This window comes from Planococcus sp. TJ-307 (assembly GCF_058268435.1).
The window spans coordinates 12,699-29,183 of the sequence record NZ_JBZDOJ010000001.1; the positions used below are offsets into that span (position 1 = coordinate 12,699).

Genomic DNA, 16,485 nt, shown 5'->3' on the forward strand with positions numbered 1-16,485 from the left:
GTCTTTTGATTTCGAGTACTTTATGCTATTGTAGTATGTTAGAAAGCCATGTGCATTTACTGGTTGTCCACATGTGGACAACTTTTTTAGAGTGTAAATTAAAGTTATGAACATATATTTTGGCATTCGGGTTGTTGCGCTGCTTTGTTTTTTATCCACAGCTGGCGCTGCTGCTTTTCTCAAAAGGGGGAACCATCATGGAATTCGATACAATTGCTGCCATATCAACACCGAGCGGAGAGGGAGCAATCGCGATTGTTCGTCTGAGCGGTCCGGAAGCTGTTGCTATTGCAGATAAGCTGTTTCGGGCTGCCAGTAAGAAAGCATTGGCTGCTCAACCTACCCATACCATCCATTACGGTCATCTTGAAGATCCGGCAACAGCGGAAGTAGTGGAAGAAGTTATGGTGTCGCTGATGAAAGCGCCCAAAACGTTCACACGTGAAGATGTTATTGAAATCAACTGCCACGGCGGAATTGTATCGGTCAATCGAGTGCTCGAGCTAGCATTGCGTGCAGGAGCCAGGCTTGCGGAGCCAGGCGAGTTCACAAAACGGGCATTTTTGAATGGCCGCATTGATTTGTCCCAGGCAGAAGCCGTTATGGACCTGATTCGTGCGAAGACGGACCGTGCCATGGATGTTGCACTCAACCAGATGGAAGGGAAACTGTCGAAACTGATTGGGACGCTGCGTCAGGCCCTGTTGGAATCGATTGCCCAAATGGAAGTGAATATTGATTACCCGGAATATGACGATGTAGAAGAAATGACGCGTCCAATTATGCTGGAAAAATCAAAATGGGTCCGTTCGGAAATTGATAAATTGCTGAAGACATCCTCGCAAGGGAAAATTTTGCGAGAAGGACTTTCAACCGTCATTTTGGGGCGTCCCAATGTTGGGAAATCTTCTCTATTAAACAGTTTGGTTCAGGAAAATAAAGCCATTGTCACAGAAATAGCGGGAACAACCCGTGATATAATAGAAGAATACGTAAATGTCCGCGGTGTGCCGCTGCGCTTGGTCGATACGGCAGGAATTCGGGAAACCGAAGACATTGTCGAACGGATTGGCGTTGAACGGTCACGTAAAGTGTTGAAAGAAGCCGATTTGATTCTTTACGTATTAAATTATGCAGAATCATTGACTCCTGAAGACGAGCTGCTGTTTGAAACGGTAAAAGATATGGACTATATTGTCGTTATCAATAAAACCGATTTGCCGCAAAAAATCGATCTGGAACAGGTGCAGAAACTGGCCGGTGAAAAATTACTGGTGACAACTTCCCTAATCGAAGAAGAAGGCATCGATCAGCTTGAAGAAGCCATCGCTGCTTTGTTCTTCCAAGGGGAAATCGAAGCAGGGGACATGACCTATGTGTCCAATGTGCGCCACATTGCATTGCTGCATCAGGCTCACCAAACCATCTCAGATGCCATAAATGCGGCTGAAATGGAAGTTCCTGTAGATATGATTCAAATTGATGTCACACGAACATGGGAAATTCTTGGGGAAATTATTGGAGACACCGCAGATGACGGCCTCCTGAACCAGTTATTCTCTCAGTTCTGTCTAGGGAAATAAAACTCGAAGGGAATGAACGAACATGCCACAATACGAAGCAGGCACGTTCGATGTCATCGTAGTAGGAGCTGGACATGCAGGAGCAGAAGCTGCTCTTGCCTCAGCACGAATGGGCGCTAAAACGCTTGTTTTGACGATGAATCTGGATATGATCGCATTTATGCCATGCAACCCATCCATTGGTGGGCCCGCAAAAGGCATTGTTGTACGTGAAATTGACGCACTTGGCGGAGCCATGGGACGCGTTATCGATAAAACACACATTCAAATGAGAATGTTGAATACAGCAAAAGGACCGGCTGTCCGCGCGCTGCGTGCACAAGCCGACAAAGTGCTTTACCAGCAGGAAATGAAACGCCTGATGGAAGAAGAACCAAATTTAACGTTGCACCAGGGCATCGCTGAAGAATTAGTTGTCGAAGATGGCAAAATCCAAGGATTGATCACGCAAGTAGGGGGCATTTACCGTGCTAATTCCGTCGTTATTACGACCGGAACATTCCTGCGCGGCGAAATCATCATCGGGGATCTGCGTTATTCAAGCGGACCAAACAATCAGCAGCCTTCCATTAAATTGGCAGAAAATCTGGAGAAGCTCGGCTTTGAAACGGTTCGTTTTAAAACGGGAACGCCTCCACGTGTCAACAGCAACAGCATTGACTACAGCAAAACCGAAATTCAGCCTGGCGATGATGTGCCGCGTGCCTTCAGCTACGAAACCACTGAATACATCACCGATCAGCTGCCATGCTGGTTGACTTATACAAACGAACAGACGCATCAAGTCATTGACGACAATCTTCACCTGTCGCCAATGTATTCGGGAATGATTAAAGGAACTGGACCGCGCTATTGTCCTTCGATTGAAGATAAAGTCGTCCGTTTCAACGATAAACCGCGCCATCAGATTTTCTTGGAGCCTGAAGGCCGTAATACGCGTGAGGTTTACGTACAAGGCCTTTCAACCAGTTTGCCTGAACATGTTCAGCGGAAGCTCTTAGAATCGATTCCGGGGCTTGAGAAGGCTGAAATGATGCGTGCTGGCTACGCGATCGAATATGATTCCATCGTACCAACGCAATTATGGCCGACATTGGAGTCAAAACGGATTGAAAATCTTTATACAGCAGGGCAAATCAACGGAACTTCCGGCTACGAAGAAGCAGCTGGCCAAGGACTGATGGCTGGGATCAATGCAGCAGCTAAAGTGCTCGGCAAAGAAGAAGTTATTTTGAGCCGTTCGGATGCTTATATCGGTGTTTTGATCGATGATTTAGTAACAAAAGGAACCAATGAACCTTACCGTTTGCTGACTTCCCGTGCAGAATACCGGTTATTACTGCGCCACGATAACGCAGACATACGGTTGACTGAACTGGCTTATGCAATCGGCATGGTCAAAGAAGAACGCTACGTGAAGTTCCTGGCGAAAAAAGAGCGCATCGAAGAAGAAATCAAACGCTTGAGAGGTATTATGATCAAGCCGAATGAAATCACCCAGCAAGTGATCCGGGACGCTGGAGGCAGTGAATTGAAAGATGGCATTCGCGGAGCGGATTTGTTGAAACGTCCAGAAATGACATACGACATGATTTCACAGCTGACTGCCTCAACCGTAGAGCTTGAAGATGAAGTCAAAGAACAAGTCGAAATTCATATTAAATACGAAGGCTATATCGAAAAATCATTGCAGCAAGTTGATAAACTCAAGAAGATGGAAAACAAGAAAATTCCAGAAAATATTGATTATCATGCAATTTCGGGAATTGCGACCGAAGCACGCGGCAAGCTGACAGAGGTTCGTCCGCTGTCGATTGCACAGGCTTCCCGCATCTCCGGCGTAAATCCGGCTGACATATCCATCTTATTGGTGTATATTGAACAAGGAAAGATTGCGAAAATCTCAGTTTGATCTTAAAGGCATAAGCTAGACAACAAAATGGGCTGGCGCATACCAGTCCATTTTCTTTTACATAGAACGCCCGTGAAAAAGAGGGAGGAAGCCAGCTTGAATGAACAACAGTTTAAAGAGGCCCTCAGTGAAAAGGGAATCCTTTTGACCGAGCAGCAGCTAGAGCAATTTCGAATTTACTACAAGGAATTGGTCGAATGGAACGAAAAAATGAACCTGACAGCAATAACAGAGCAACTAGCCGTTTACTTAAAACACTTTTATGATTCGATCAGTGCCGCATTCTATTTGGATTTCACAAAGTCGATGAAACTTTGCGATGTCGGAGCGGGAGCCGGATTCCCCAGCATTCCACTAAAAATTTGTTTTCCTCATATTGAAGTGACGATTGTCGATTCATTGAACAAGCGCATTCAGTTTCTGGAGCATTTGAGCAGTAAGCTTGAACTTAATAAGATGCAATTCGTCCATTCAAGAGCAGAAGATTTTGGACAGTCACTGCACCGTGAAAGCTATGATTTGGTAACAGCGCGTGCTGTAGCTCGATTGTCAGTTTTGGCAGAATTATGTGTCCCACTTGTTAAAAAGGGTGGAGTATTTGCGGCCATGAAAGCTGCATCTGCTGCAGACGAATTGGGCGACGCGGAAAAAGCATTGCAGAAACTTGGGGTGAAATTGGAAGCTGTACATTCATTCCTTTTGCCGATAGAAGAAAGTGAACGCTATATCCAGGTTTTCAAGAAGTTCAAAGAAACGCCAAGAAAATACCCACGAAAAGCGGGCGTTCCTAATAAATCTCCCATTTCTTAATGTTTCACGTGAAACAATTTACTCTTTAAGGAATATCGGTGATCTAGATTCAGCAGTAAAGTGAGCAAGTAAAAGGTGGTGCTTGAGGATGAAAAGTCCTTTTTCCCGTTTCTTCGGAGGCGGCGATAAAGCAAATGAGACAGCGAAGAAAGAAGCGACAGAACCTAAGTCTTCAGAAGAAGTATTAAAATTGCCACTCGATAAAATACACGCCAATAAGTTTCAGCCAAGAACCGTATTTGATCAAGAGAAGATTGAAGAACTGGCACGAACGATTCATGTTCACGGCGTCATCCAGCCGATTGTCGTTCGGAAATCTGATACTGAAGGGGAATACGAAATCATTGCTGGAGAACGGCGTTTCCGTGCCATGAAGTCCTTGGATTGGAAGGAAGTCCCGGCAATCCTTCGCAATCTCAGTGATAAAGAAACTGCTTCCATTGCGTTAATAGAAAACCTGCAACGGGAAGAGTTGACATCAATTGAAGAAGCTCATGCCTATCAAAATCTGCTGGAGATTCAAGAAATTACGCAGGAGGCACTGGCGCAGCGCCTTGGCAAAGGACAGTCAACGGTGGCCAATAAGCTACGGCTTTTGAAATTGCCCGAAGAAATTCAAACGGCTTTGCTCAATCGGTTATTGACGGAGCGGCATGCAAGAGCGCTGTTGCAAGTCAAGGATGCCGAAGCACAGAAAAAGCTATTCGATGAAACAATCGAAGAAAGCTTGAATGTAAAACAGTTGGAAGCGAAAGTGACGAAACTGCTTTCGGACGATCCCAAAAAGCCGAAATCTCGCAGAAAAGCAGTTAGTCGAGACGTACGAATTGCAATGAACACCATTAAACAGTCTTTGGATATGGTTTCCCAAAGTGGCATCGATTTGACCACAGAGGAAGAAGAACATGAAGAATATTATCAAATCACAGTGAAAATTCCAAAAAAGAAATTATAAAGTGCTCTTTCCAGTATGGAAAGAGCTTTTTTAATGGCTTTGTCATCGTATTGTTGAAAAATTTTGATACAATAAAGAAATGGGAGCCTAACAGAATGGCTAAAATACTGGTTCCGCAGTAAAATGAAGAGAAGATTAAAGAAAGTTGGTGCAAGTGTGGGTAGAACTATTGCGATCGCCAATCAAAAGGGCGGCGTAGGAAAAACAACGTCTTCAGTGAACTTAAGTGCCTGCCTTGCTTATTTAGGCAAAAAAGTTCTATTAATAGATATAGATCCTCAAGGAAATGCCACTAGCGGAGTAGGGGTAAACAAAGGGGATGTCAATCAGTGCATTTACGAAGTGTTAATTGACGATGTCGATGTAAAAAGCACAATTATGGAAACAAAAGTAGAAAATTTGCATGTGGTTCCTGCCACAATTTCTCTTGCAGGTGCTGAAATTGAGTTGGTGTCGACCATTTCAAGAGAAGCACGCCTGAAAAATGCCTTGGAAGAAGTCAAAGATATGTACGATTACATAATCATTGACTGCCCGCCTTCATTAGGATTGCTGACATTAAATTCCTTAACAGCGTCTGATGCGATTATTATTCCTGTGCAATGCGAGTACTATGCGTTAGAAGGACTAAGCCAATTATTAAGTACTATTCGCTTAGTGCAAAAGCATTTAAATCATGATTTAATGATTGATGGTGTCCTATTAACAATGCTGGATGCGCGGACAAACTTGGGAATTCAAGTAATCGAAGAAGTAAAAAAATATTTCCAGGACAAAGTCTACAAAACAATCATTCCAAGAAACGTAAGATTGAGTGAAGCACCGAGCCACGGAGAGCCAATTATTATTTATGATCCAAAATCCAGAGGCGCAGAAGTGTATTTAGAATTGGCGAAGGAAGTGATTCATAATGGCTAAAGGATTGGGAAAAGGCATTAATGCATTGTTTCCAGGTGAGACAATCAATGAAGCAGACAAAGTGAACCAAATCAGTGTCGGTGAAATCCGGACGAATCCTTACCAACCAAGAAAAATTTTCGATCAGGCTGCATTAGAAGAATTGGCGGAATCCATTAAAGAACATGGAATTTTACAGCCGATTGTTGTGAGAAAAGCTGGTGATAAATTTGAGCTGGTTGTAGGAGAACGCCGATTCCGCGCAGCCAAATTGATTAAATTAAAAGAAGTTCCAGCCATTATTAAAGAGTTGACCGATCAACAAATGATGGAACTTGCTATATTAGAAAACCTTCAACGGGAAGATCTAACACCGATTGAAGAAGCAGAAGCCTACCAGAAATTGATGGAAGCTTTAAACTTAACCCAAGAACAGCTTGCTTTCCGCTTAGGCAAGAGTCGTCCTCATATTGCCAACCATGTCCGTCTTTTGGCTTTGCCTCAAAATGTCCGCAAACTTATCTCTGATAAAGAGTTGTCAATGGGACATGGACGTACGTTATTGGGATTAAGAAGCAAAAAACTGATTCCTGAAACAGCAGAAAAGGTAGTCAAAGAAAACTTGAATGTTCGACAACTTGAGAATTTAGTCCAACGTTTAAACGAAGATGTTCCACGTGAAACAGTTGAGAAAAAGAAAGATATTTTTATAGAAGAAAAACAATCTGAACTTAGAGATCGTTTCGGCACAAATGTCCAAATTAAGAAAAATAAGAACAAAGGCAAAATTGAAATCGAGTTTTTCTCAGAAGATGATTTGGAACGTATTTTAGAATTGTTAAGCTAAAGAGTGCCTATTTCCCAAAAGGGGAATAGGTTCTGTTTTTGAAAAAGAGTATGTGCAATAACTAAAGTGCAGGGACTTATTCTTTTAAAAAGAGGGAGAAGAGAATAAGTTGATAAAAAGAACCTTGTAAGGGGGAGAAGCAGTGGTTCTGTTTGGGACGTTGATCAATGCGCTTTTAATTGTTGTGGGAACCATTTTAGGAAGGGCTCTACGCAATATTCCTGAAAAAATGAAAGAAACGGTCATGTACGTTATTGGGCTGGCCGTAGTTGTCCTTGGACTGCAAATGGGATTTGAGAGCCAAAATTTCGTTATTGTCATCATTAGCTTAGTGCTGGGGGCCGTTCTTGGGGAATGGTCAAACATAGATGGTAAACTAAATGCATTTGGCCATTGGATTGAACGCATGCTGGGAGCAAAGGAAAGCAAAGGCAGCATCGCCCAAGGTTTTGTTACCGCAACATTGATTTTTGTCATAGGTGCGATGGGAATCATTGGAGCAATGGAAAGCGGCTTGAGCAATGAACATGGAGTCTTGATTTCGAAAGGGATTATTGATGGTTTTACGTCCATCGTTCTGGCCTCTACGCTCGGCTTTGGCGTTTTGCTCGCCGCTATTCCGGTATTTGTGTACCAAGGTTTGATTGCTTTGTTTGCAACTCAAATTAGTTTGGCCATCCCTGCGGATGCACTTGACATGTTCATCATGGAAATGAGTGCAACGGGTGGAGTTATGATCGCAGCCATTGGTTTGAATATGATGGGGGTTACAAAAATTAGAGTAGCAAACTTGTTGCCGGGAATATTGGTAGTTGGAATCGTGGTTACGGTTATTTATAAATTTAATTTGATGTGAAGGTGAAAGAGTGAATGTTGAAAAAATAACAGAGCAAGTAATGGGTGTTCTTTCAGATGAAGCAATGTGGATAGGCTTAGTCGTTATTTTTCTGAAAGTGATTTTGATAACGGTAGCAGCGGTGATTTTAGTGAAAGTGCTGCGTGTATTGATCCGCAAGACTTTTTCGGTCCGAATTAAAGGCCCGATGCTGTATAACGAACGGCGGCAGCAAACCTTATCGAAACTATTATCGAATGTCGTGGCCTATGTAGTTTATTTCATAGCAGGTGTTTCGATTCTGTCGACGTTTACCATTGATATTACCGGTTTGATTGCCGGTGCAGGGGTGTTGGGTCTGGCAATCGGTTTTGGTGCTCAAAACTTGGTGCGGGATGTTATCACCGGTTTCTTTATTATTTTTGAAGATCAGTTTTCGGTAGGGGATTATGTTCGCATCGGCGCGGCTGAAGGAACTGTGGAAGAGATTGGATTGCGGACGACAAAAGTAAAAGCGTGGACCGGTGAATTGTTTATTTTTCCGAATGGCACGATTACGGATGTTGTAAACTTTTCCATCCATAATTCCATTGCAGTGGTCGACGTCAATATTTCGTATGAATCGGATATTACACGCGTTGAGAGTTTAATTATGGAGTTTTTGGACAGCTTGCAAGACCGCTATGAACAAATCATTAAACCGGCGGAACTATTGGGTGTCCAAAACTTAACGACAACTGAAATTGTCATGCGTATCACCGCAGAAACTTTGCCAATGCAGCATTTTGCTGTGGCCCGAGGGATGCGCCGTGATTTGAAGGATTTCCTGGATCAGCGCGGTGTTGAAATTCCTTACCCGCGTATGGTAATGATGCAGCGTTCTCCGGAAGAAGCTGCAACCGCAAAAGATGTGAAAGTTTAAAAGAGGGAGGCAAACTCATGGAGATGAAAGAGTTTGGACTGAACGATGTAGTTGAAATGAAAAAAGGCCACCCGTGTGGAGCCAATGCCTGGAAAATTATCCGTATGGGAGCTGACGTCCGCATTAAATGTGAGGGCTGCCAGCACAGCGTTATGCTGCCTCGTGTGGAATTCAACAAAAAGATGAAAAAAGTTTTGGTTAAAGCCGAAGCGGAATGAAAAATGGACAATTTCAAGTTTCGTTCTTATAATGAAATGGTTGTGTAAAAAATAATTCGTTTGATATAGAGGAAAGGTTGTGAATCCTATGGCATTAACTGCAGGGATTGTAGGATTACCAAACGTGGGGAAATCCACATTATTTAATGCAATTACGAAAGCGGGAGCCGAGGCGGCAAACTACCCGTTCTGTACAATAGATCCAAACGTCGGGATTGTTGAAGTTCCAGATGAGCGTCTGAACAAATTGACAGAATTAGTGGATCCGAAAAAAACTGTACCAACAGCTTTCGAGTTTACTGATATTGCAGGAATTGTTGAGGGCGCCAGCAAAGGCGAAGGCCTGGGCAACAAGTTCTTGTCTCACATTCGCGAAGTTGATGCAATTTGCCAAGTGGTTCGCTGCTTTGCAGACGACAATATCACGCATGTAACTGGTAAAGTAGACCCGATTTCCGATATTGAAGTCATTAACCTGGAATTGGTGTTGGCGGATATGGAAAGCATCGAAAAGCGTATTGTGCGTGCTGCAAAATTGATCAAACAAAGAGACAAAGATGCAGTTGCAGAAGAACCTGTCTTGATGAAACTACGTGAAGCTTTTGAAAACGGCGATTTGGCGCGTTCGATCGAATTCACAGAAGATGAGCTGCAGATTGCCAAAGGATTCAACTTATTGACACTTAAACCAATGCTTTATGTAGCAAACGTTTCAGAAGATGAGATCGCAGATGCCGATAACAACGAATACGTTCAAAAGGTTCGCGAATTCGCAGCCAAAGACAATGCCGATGTTATCGTAATTTGCGCGAAAATCGAAGAAGAAATGGCTGAACTGGAAGACGAGGAAAAAGAAATGTTCCTTGAAGAGCTGGGCATTAAAGAATCTGGGTTGGATCAATTGGTTAAAGCTTCATACAGCCTTCTTGGATTAGCCACTTACTTTACGGCCGGCGTTCAAGAAGTACGTGCATGGACATTCAAAAAAGGCATGAAAGCACCACAATGTGCCGGCGTTATCCACTCTGACTTCGAACGCGGATTTATCCGTGCCGAAACGGTTGCTTACGAAGAACTAGTTGAAGCCGGATCAATGGCATCAGCGAAAGAAGCCGGAAAAGTGCGTCAAGAAGGCAAAGAATACATCGTCAAAGACGGCGACGTTATGTTATTTAGATTTAATGTCTAAAAGCGAGGATGGCCGTCAAGGTTCGACAGGCATAAGGCGGACCAGCAGAGTGGCGTTCTTTGCCACGTCGCTGGGGTGACTTATGACCCGAGAATCTGGACGCCGCAGCTGGATAGAACTAAAAGCGGAGGCGCCTGTCCAGTCCCGACAAGCGCTGGAGACCTTGCAGGTAATGGCGTATTTTGCCATTGCAGGCAGGGTCGAAGCGACTCGAGGGACTAGGCGCCGCAGCTAGATATACTAAAAGCGGAAACGACAGCTGGAACACGAAGTACCAAAAACTAAAAAAAACCGGGTGCAGTGCTGCATCCGGTTTTTGCATGGAGGAATAGGAAATGTTGTTATTTGCATACGGAACGCTGAAACGCGGCGGGAAGTATCATTGTTATTTGGAAGAAGCGGAATTAGTGGAAGAACAAGCGACGGCAAAAGGAAGCCTATACGATACTGGAATGGGCTATCCGGCCATGGCATTAACGGGCAGCGGGCAGGTTGAAGGGGAAGTCTATGAAATTCCGGATGTGTTGTGGCCGGCATTGGATTACTTGGAAGATTACGCTGGTAACCCTGATACGGATTTATATGAAAAAACGACCATTGAGGTAGAAGCAGGCGGCAAATCTCTGGAAACAGTTGTGTATGTTGCAAAAGATAAAAAACTGCTGAAACAGCATATTCCAACAGGAACGTGGGAAGTCGAACAATTTGTACGATAGAAAAAAGCGCCGCTGCTAGTCGGCGCTTTCGGATTCAGGATAGTGATCGTAAACATGAAGGCGCGGCAGTGCAGGGTCATCAATGATCCAGGCCGCGTTTTTTTCTTTGCGCAATTCTCGGTACATGATAAAATCTCCAAACGCTCCCGCAGTCAGCATGGCACCCAGCAGCACCAATACTTGGCTGTCAAACCAAAATCCCAAAACTGTCGGGATGAAGGCAGTGGTCCAAAATGGCAGCAGCATCACTTTGCGCATGGCGCGATTTTGGACGGGGTGTGTGGTGGTGGCATAAGCGATGCCCATTTTCAGGTTGAAGCCGTAATTCAATGAAGAAACCGGGACTTTTCCAAAAAGGACAAAGCCAATCAAATGGAAAACTTCATGAACCACAATCAGCACTGCGTAGCCCACTGCAAAGAAGAGGATTCCACTCAAAGAAAAATGGAATGCTAAAGGCTCGTTTAAAAAATGGTAGGCCGTTGCAAATGCGACCAGCAAAAACAGGTTGAACCAAAGGGCTTTGGGAGCTATTTCATCCATTTTTAACTCAATGATGTGGGAAGGGGTCATAGCTTCACGTCCTTCTGTGTCTGTACAAAAAGTATAGAGGATTTCTCCTGCAAAATCATGCTTGCGAGCCTATATGAGATGTGATACAATACAGTGATGTGAGTAATATTTATGAATTGCTTGCTCCTTGCCCGCTGGATACAGCAGGGCCCAAGTCCATGAGGAGGTGACAACACGATGAGAGAATATGAATTAATGTATATCATTCAGCCTGCAATTGAAGAGGAAGCGAAGAAAGCTCTAGTTGAGCGTTTCAACGACATCCTTACTTCTAACGGTGCTGAGATCATCGAGTCGAAAGAGTGGGGTAAACGTCGTTTAGCTTATGAAATCAACGATTTACGTGAAGGTTTCTACCAAATCGTAAAAGTAAACGCTGGTTCTGAAGCTATCAACGAATACACACGTCTTGCGAACATTAACGAAGACATTATTCGTCATATCGCTGTACGCAAAGACGCGTAAACAGGATACTGGCACTGCAATTTTTTTGACTTGAAGGAGGTTGAATTCTGATGATTAACCGAGTTGTTTTAGTCGGAAGACTGACAAAAGATCCAGATCTTCGTTACACACCAAGCGGCGCGGCAGTTGCCCGTTTTACACTAGCTGTAAGCCGGACATTCTCGAACGCTCAAGGTGAACGCGAAACTGATTTCATTAATTGTACCGTTTGGCGCAAACAAGCTGAAAACACAGCGAATTTCCTGAAAAAAGGAAGCTTGGCTGGCGTTGAAGGCCGCATTCAGACAGGTAGCTACGAGGGACAAGACGGGAAACGCGTTTATACGACAGAAGTAGTGGCAGACAGTGTTCAATTCCTTGAACCGAAAAGCGCCAATACGGACCGTTCACAAGGACAGCAGCCTTCCTATCAACAGAACAACCAATCACCGAGTCCAAGTCAGCAAAATCATACTCGTGTAGATGAAGATCCATTCTCAAGCGGCAGCGGCCCGATCGAAGTATCGGACGACGATTTGCCGTTCTAAGATGAATTGAATCTGACGATCAACTTTTAAGTAAAGGAGGTAATTCGATATGGCACCACGTCGCGGAGGAAAAAAACGGAAAAAGGTTTGTTACTTCACTTCCAACAACATCACGCACATTGACTATAAAGATACTGACCTTTTGAAGAAATTCATTTCTGAAAGAGGAAAAATCTTGCCACGTCGTGTTACAGGCACTAGCGCTAAATGGCAACGTAAGTTGACAATCGCTATCAAACGCTCTCGTATCATGGCACTTCTACCGTTTGTTGCGGAAGAAAGATAATTAAAGAAAAGCGAAAGCACCCGGAATTTGGGTGTTGGCGTCTGGACGATGATTTCAAAAAGACCGGGAAACCGGTCTTTTTTTTATGCGGTAAAACAATAATGCAACGCCAGAAGGAAGAAGTTGCCCGAGTATGATGGTTGTTAAGACACAGGAAGATTGATTTTCGAATACAAGCATGCGATAAAGCAATTCGACAAACTAAAGTGCTGTACGCTTTGTGTCACCTTCTGCCCTCGGGCAATTATGCTTTACCACGGAACCGCTCGTTTTGTTCAGATTCTTGAATCATGGTACAATTACAAGGATGAAATCTGCCCGAAAGAGGGGAAAAAACAGTCATATGCAAAATCAACAAACGAGACAACTTACAAACGGGGCAATGATGGCTGCGGTGTTTACGGTCCTGCTGGCAATCTCGGTGTACGTGCCTGTTTTGAGTTTAGTAAGTACTTTGATTCTAGCATTGCCGGTCGCTTGGTATAGCGCCAAGTATCCATGGAAAGCTTCTGCGCTCTTCGCATCGGTCTGCCTGGTACTGTCGTTCATCATTGGCGGTCTTTTATCAGTACCGCTTGCACTGATCCATGTGCCGTTGGGCTTAGCGATTGGTATTTCAATTTATTATAAAAAAAGCAAATTATTCATGTTCATGGGTGCCAGCATTGTATTATTGGTGTCCTTGATGGTCCAATACGTGGCTTCGATTGCGTTGTTTGGCATTAATGTCCTGGAAGAGTTTTCGGCCATGTTCGATCAATCCTATGAACAAACAGGTTCATTAATGGAACGTTTTGGTGCTACGGAAACATCCATGGAAGAGTACAATGAACTTGTTGCGCAACTGCAGTTTTCGTTTGAAACGCTGTTGCCGGTTTTATTGGTGCTTGGGGTTTTCATGTCAGTGTGGGTGCTTTTGCTGATCCTGTTGCCAATCTTGAAACGTCTTGGAATCGCAGCTCCTAAGTTCCCGCCGTTTCGAAACATGAAATTGCCAAAATCTGTTTTATGGTATTATTTAATCGTATTGCTCGTTTCGCTGTTATCAGAACTTGAACCTGGAACGATGGCATATATGATTTTTATTAACGCAACCGTGTTGCTTCAATTCTTACTGTTTTTGCAAGGTGTTTCTTTCTATCACTTCTATATCCATCAGGAAGGCTGGCCAAAATGGGTGACGGTGCTGGTAACGATATTGGCATTGCCGCTGCAATCATTTACGAGTATTGTCGGAATCGTGGACCTTGGATTCGATATCCGGGGTTGGGTCAAGCGGGCACACGAGTTTAAAGGAAAATAAGGAGCTGAAGAATAATGTCGGCTTTTTTTAGAAAAAGAAAACTTCGATATCCGCTGATCGCATTGCTGTCTCTTGGTATGGCGGCAGCGATTCTGATTTCGCTTTGGTCGGAATGGGCAGCTGGAATTTTTACGCTGCTCTTTACGCTCGCCTTTACGGCGGCGTGGGTGACGGAAAAAAGAGTGTACGAAGCCACTGAAAAACACATCGAAACCTTGTCCTACCGGATGAAAAAAGTCGGAGAAGAAGCACTGCTGGAGATGCCGATTGGAATTTTGCTGGTCAATGATAAATACAACATTGATTGGGCGAATCCTTATATGACATCGACACTCGAGTACGATACGCTAATTGGCGAGTCTCTCTATACACTGTCGGATGATTTTCAAGCACTTGTGAAATCTGATGACGAAAAAGACGCGATCATTACCTTGGGCGGCCGAAAATACCGCGTTTACTATAAAGCGGATGATCGGTTGTTTTACCTTTTTGATATTACCGAGCAACTGGAAATTGAGACGCTTTATCACGCAGACCGCACTGTCATCGGCATCTTGTTTATTGACAATTACGATGAGCTTGCTCAGGGCATGGATGACCAAACGCGCAGCAATTTAAACAGTTTGGTGACATCGCTCGTCAATCAATGGGGGGCGACGCAAGGCATTTTTGTCAAGCGCATTTCGTCTGACCGCTTTATGGCGGTTTTTAACGAATCGATTTTGACAGAGCTGGAACAGTCGAAGTTTGCTATTCTGGATGACATTCGTGAAGTAACGGCCAAAGACAATTTGGCTTTAACTTTGAGCATCGGGGTAGGTGCCGGTTCCGGATCGCTGGTTGAACTTGGCGGTTTGGCTCAATCGGGCTTGGACTTGGTACTCGGCCGCGGCGGAGACCAGGTTGCCATTAAGCATCCAAGCGGAAAAGTGAAATTTTACGGCGGCAAGACCAACCCAGTTGAAAAACGGACCCGGGTTCGGGCGCGCGTTATTTCGCATGCATTGCGTGACTTGATTCAGGAAAGTGATCAGGTATTTGTTATGGGCCATAAAATGCCCGATATGGATTCAATCGGCGCCGCAGTCGGCGTGGCCAAAATGGCGGCTATGAATAAAGTCAAAGGTCGGATCATCATTGATTTTGATGAATACGACCGTAGTGTCATGAGGCTGATGGAAGAAATCGAAGGGGCACCTGAGCTGTTTGAGCAGTTTATTACACCAGAAGAAGCTTTGGCAGACATGACCGAGCATTCATTGCTGGTCATCGTGGATACGCATAAGCCATCAATGGTTATCGATGAACGGGTCTTGCAGCGGATGGAACGGGTCGTCTTGATTGATCACCACCGCAGAGGCGAGGAGTTTATTACCAATACGATGCTGGTTTATATGGAGCCTTACGCTTCTTCAACTGCTGAATTGGTGACTGAACTGATTGAGTACCAGCCAAAGCACGAAAAACTGTCTATGCTGGAAGCTACCGCAATGCTTGCAGGAATTATTGTGGACACGAAAAGCTTTACGTTGAGGACCGGTGCACGGACATTCGAAGCCGCGTCTTACTTGCGTTCGAATGGAGCCGATACAGTGCTCGTCCAGCGCATCCTGAAAGAAGATTTGGAAACTTACGTTGAACGTGCGAAAATTGTCCAGACCGTGGAATTTGTCAGCAACGGCATTGCCATTGCCAAAGGAGAACCTGATCGTGTTTACAGCCCGGTGTTGATTGCACAAACCGCCGATATCCTGTTGACCATGAAAGACGTCAATGCCTCTTTTGTGGTGGCTGAGCGATCAGAAGGCGGCATTGGCATCAGTGCGCGTTCACTCGGGGAAGTAAACGTCCAAATCATTATGGAGAATCTTGGCGGCGGCGGCCATTTAACCAATGCAGCCACCCAGATGCCAAATGCAACAATAGACGAAGCCGTGAGACAATTAAAAGCGGTCATCTTGGAAGATTATGAAGGAGGAACAAACGAATGAAAGTAATATTCTTGAAAGACGTAAAAGGCAAAGGCAAAAAAGGTGAAATTAAAAACGTAGCGGATGGCTACGCACATAACTTCCTATTAAAAAACAACTTGGCAATTGAAGCCAATCAGGCAACGATCAGCAAATTGGATGGCCAGAAGAAAAAAGAACAAAAAGAAGCAGATCACGAGCGTGAGGAAGCGGAACAGCTAAAAGAAAAGCTAGAAAGCCTGACAATCGAATTGACGGCTAAATCCGGAGAAGGCGGGCGCCTTTTCGGTTCGATTACAACAAAACAAGTAGCAACCGCCCTTGAGAAAAAACACGGCATTAAATTGGACAAGCGCAAAATGGATTTAGACGATGCAATCCGCGCGCTTGGCTATACCAACATTCCTGTAAAATTGCATCAAGATGTGACCGCTACGCTTCGAGTTCATGTTACTGAAGAAGCGTAAGGTGGGAGAT

Annotated in this window: 19 protein-coding genes; 18 read left to right on the plus strand and 1 reads right to left on the minus strand. The window is 44.3% G+C overall.

Going from position 1 to position 16,485, the window contains the following annotated elements:
- Nucleotides 1-197: 197 nt before the first annotated feature.
- The 12 genes from mnmE (at nt 198) to AC4EHK_RS00115 (ending at nt 10,884) form a co-directional block, all read left to right on the plus strand.
- Nucleotides 198-1,583, plus strand: coding sequence for a tRNA uridine-5-carboxymethylaminomethyl(34) synthesis GTPase MnmE (gene mnmE / locus AC4EHK_RS00060; RefSeq protein WP_490976763.1), 1,386 nt, complete (start codon nt 198-200; stop codon nt 1,581-1,583).
- Between the two features lie 22 nt (nt 1,584-1,605).
- The gene (gene mnmG, locus AC4EHK_RS00065; protein WP_490976764.1) at nt 1,606-3,495 is read left to right on the plus strand and encodes a tRNA uridine-5-carboxymethylaminomethyl(34) synthesis enzyme MnmG; all 1,890 of its coding nucleotides are present in this window, start codon (nt 1,606-1,608) and stop codon (nt 3,493-3,495) included.
- Between the two features lie 96 nt (nt 3,496-3,591).
- A complete protein-coding gene (gene rsmG / locus AC4EHK_RS00070; protein WP_490976765.1) occupies nt 3,592-4,305 on the plus strand; it encodes a 16S rRNA (guanine(527)-N(7))-methyltransferase RsmG in 714 nt (237 codons plus the stop codon).
- Nucleotides 4,306-4,393: 88 nt separating this feature from the next.
- On the plus strand, nt 4,394-5,260 hold the full coding sequence (gene noc, locus AC4EHK_RS00075) for a nucleoid occlusion protein (RefSeq protein WP_490976766.1): 867 nt from the start codon (nt 4,394-4,396) through the stop codon (nt 5,258-5,260).
- Nucleotides 5,261-5,416: 156 nt separating this feature from the next.
- On the plus strand, nt 5,417-6,178 hold the full coding sequence (locus AC4EHK_RS00080; RefSeq protein ID WP_142830346.1) for a ParA family protein: 762 nt from the start codon (nt 5,417-5,419) through the stop codon (nt 6,176-6,178).
- Nucleotides 6,171-7,004 carry a ParB/RepB/Spo0J family partition protein gene (locus AC4EHK_RS00085; protein ID WP_490976767.1) on the plus strand — a complete coding sequence of 278 codons (834 nt, stop codon included), beginning with the start codon at nt 6,171-6,173 and terminating at the stop codon, nt 7,002-7,004. Before AC4EHK_RS00080 ends, AC4EHK_RS00085 begins: the two co-directional genes overlap by 8 nt.
- Nucleotides 7,005-7,146: 142 nt before the next feature.
- Nucleotides 7,147-7,860, plus strand: coding sequence for a DUF554 domain-containing protein (locus AC4EHK_RS00090; protein WP_490976768.1), 714 nt, complete (start codon nt 7,147-7,149; stop codon nt 7,858-7,860).
- A gap of 10 nt (nt 7,861-7,870) precedes the next feature.
- A complete protein-coding gene (locus tag AC4EHK_RS00095) occupies nt 7,871-8,761 on the plus strand; it encodes a mechanosensitive ion channel family protein (protein ID WP_490976769.1) in 891 nt (296 codons plus the stop codon).
- Nucleotides 8,762-8,778: 17 nt separating this feature from the next.
- A complete protein-coding gene (locus AC4EHK_RS00100) occupies nt 8,779-8,979 on the plus strand; it encodes a DUF951 domain-containing protein (protein ID WP_490976770.1) in 201 nt (66 codons plus the stop codon).
- Between the two features lie 88 nt (nt 8,980-9,067).
- The gene (gene ychF / locus AC4EHK_RS00105; RefSeq protein WP_490977898.1) at nt 9,068-10,168 is read left to right on the plus strand and encodes a redox-regulated ATPase YchF; all 1,101 of its coding nucleotides are present in this window, start codon (nt 9,068-9,070) and stop codon (nt 10,166-10,168) included.
- An 82-nt stretch (nt 10,169-10,250) separates the two neighbouring features.
- Entirely contained in the window at nt 10,251-10,403 is a 153-nt protein-coding gene (locus tag AC4EHK_RS00110) for a hypothetical protein (protein ID WP_490976771.1), read from the plus strand.
- Nucleotides 10,404-10,503: 100 nt separating this feature from the next.
- Nucleotides 10,504-10,884, plus strand: coding sequence for a gamma-glutamylcyclotransferase family protein (locus AC4EHK_RS00115; RefSeq protein ID WP_490976772.1), 381 nt, complete (start codon nt 10,504-10,506; stop codon nt 10,882-10,884).
- Between the two features lie 15 nt (nt 10,885-10,899).
- Here the strand turns inward: AC4EHK_RS00115 and AC4EHK_RS00120 are convergent, their stop codons facing one another.
- Nucleotides 10,900-11,457 carry a DUF3267 domain-containing protein gene (locus AC4EHK_RS00120; protein WP_490976773.1) on the minus strand — a complete coding sequence of 186 codons (558 nt, stop codon included), beginning with the start codon at nt 11,455-11,457 and terminating at the stop codon, nt 10,900-10,902.
- A 177-nt stretch (nt 11,458-11,634) separates the two neighbouring features.
- Here AC4EHK_RS00120 and rpsF point away from each other — a divergent pair, with 177 nt between their 5' ends.
- The 6 genes from rpsF to rplI all read left to right on the plus strand — a co-directional run bounded on the left by rpsF (nt 11,635) and on the right by rplI (nt 16,475).
- The gene (gene rpsF / locus AC4EHK_RS00125) at nt 11,635-11,922 is read left to right on the plus strand and encodes a 30S ribosomal protein S6 (protein WP_106533339.1); all 288 of its coding nucleotides are present in this window, start codon (nt 11,635-11,637) and stop codon (nt 11,920-11,922) included.
- A 50-nt stretch (nt 11,923-11,972) separates the two neighbouring features.
- Complete coding sequence (gene ssb, locus AC4EHK_RS00130; protein ID WP_490976774.1) at nt 11,973-12,449, plus strand: single-stranded DNA-binding protein; 477 nt, start codon at nt 11,973-11,975, stop codon at nt 12,447-12,449.
- 49 nt (nt 12,450-12,498) lie between these two features.
- The gene (rpsR, locus tag AC4EHK_RS00135; protein ID WP_006830564.1) at nt 12,499-12,735 is read left to right on the plus strand and encodes a 30S ribosomal protein S18; all 237 of its coding nucleotides are present in this window, start codon (nt 12,499-12,501) and stop codon (nt 12,733-12,735) included.
- 343 nt (nt 12,736-13,078) lie between these two features.
- Nucleotides 13,079-14,038 (plus strand): YybS family protein, encoded by a 960-nt coding sequence (locus AC4EHK_RS00140; protein ID WP_490976775.1) that lies wholly within the window; start codon nt 13,079-13,081, stop codon nt 14,036-14,038.
- Between the two features lie 14 nt (nt 14,039-14,052).
- Complete coding sequence (locus tag AC4EHK_RS00145) at nt 14,053-16,029, plus strand: DHH family phosphoesterase (protein ID WP_490976776.1); 1,977 nt, start codon at nt 14,053-14,055, stop codon at nt 16,027-16,029.
- Nucleotides 16,026-16,475, plus strand: a complete 450-nt coding sequence (gene rplI / locus AC4EHK_RS00150; protein ID WP_490976777.1) for a 50S ribosomal protein L9 — start codon at nt 16,026-16,028, stop codon at nt 16,473-16,475. The genes AC4EHK_RS00145 and rplI overlap by 4 nt, the downstream gene beginning before the upstream one ends.
- Nucleotides 16,476-16,485 lie beyond the last annotated feature (10 nt).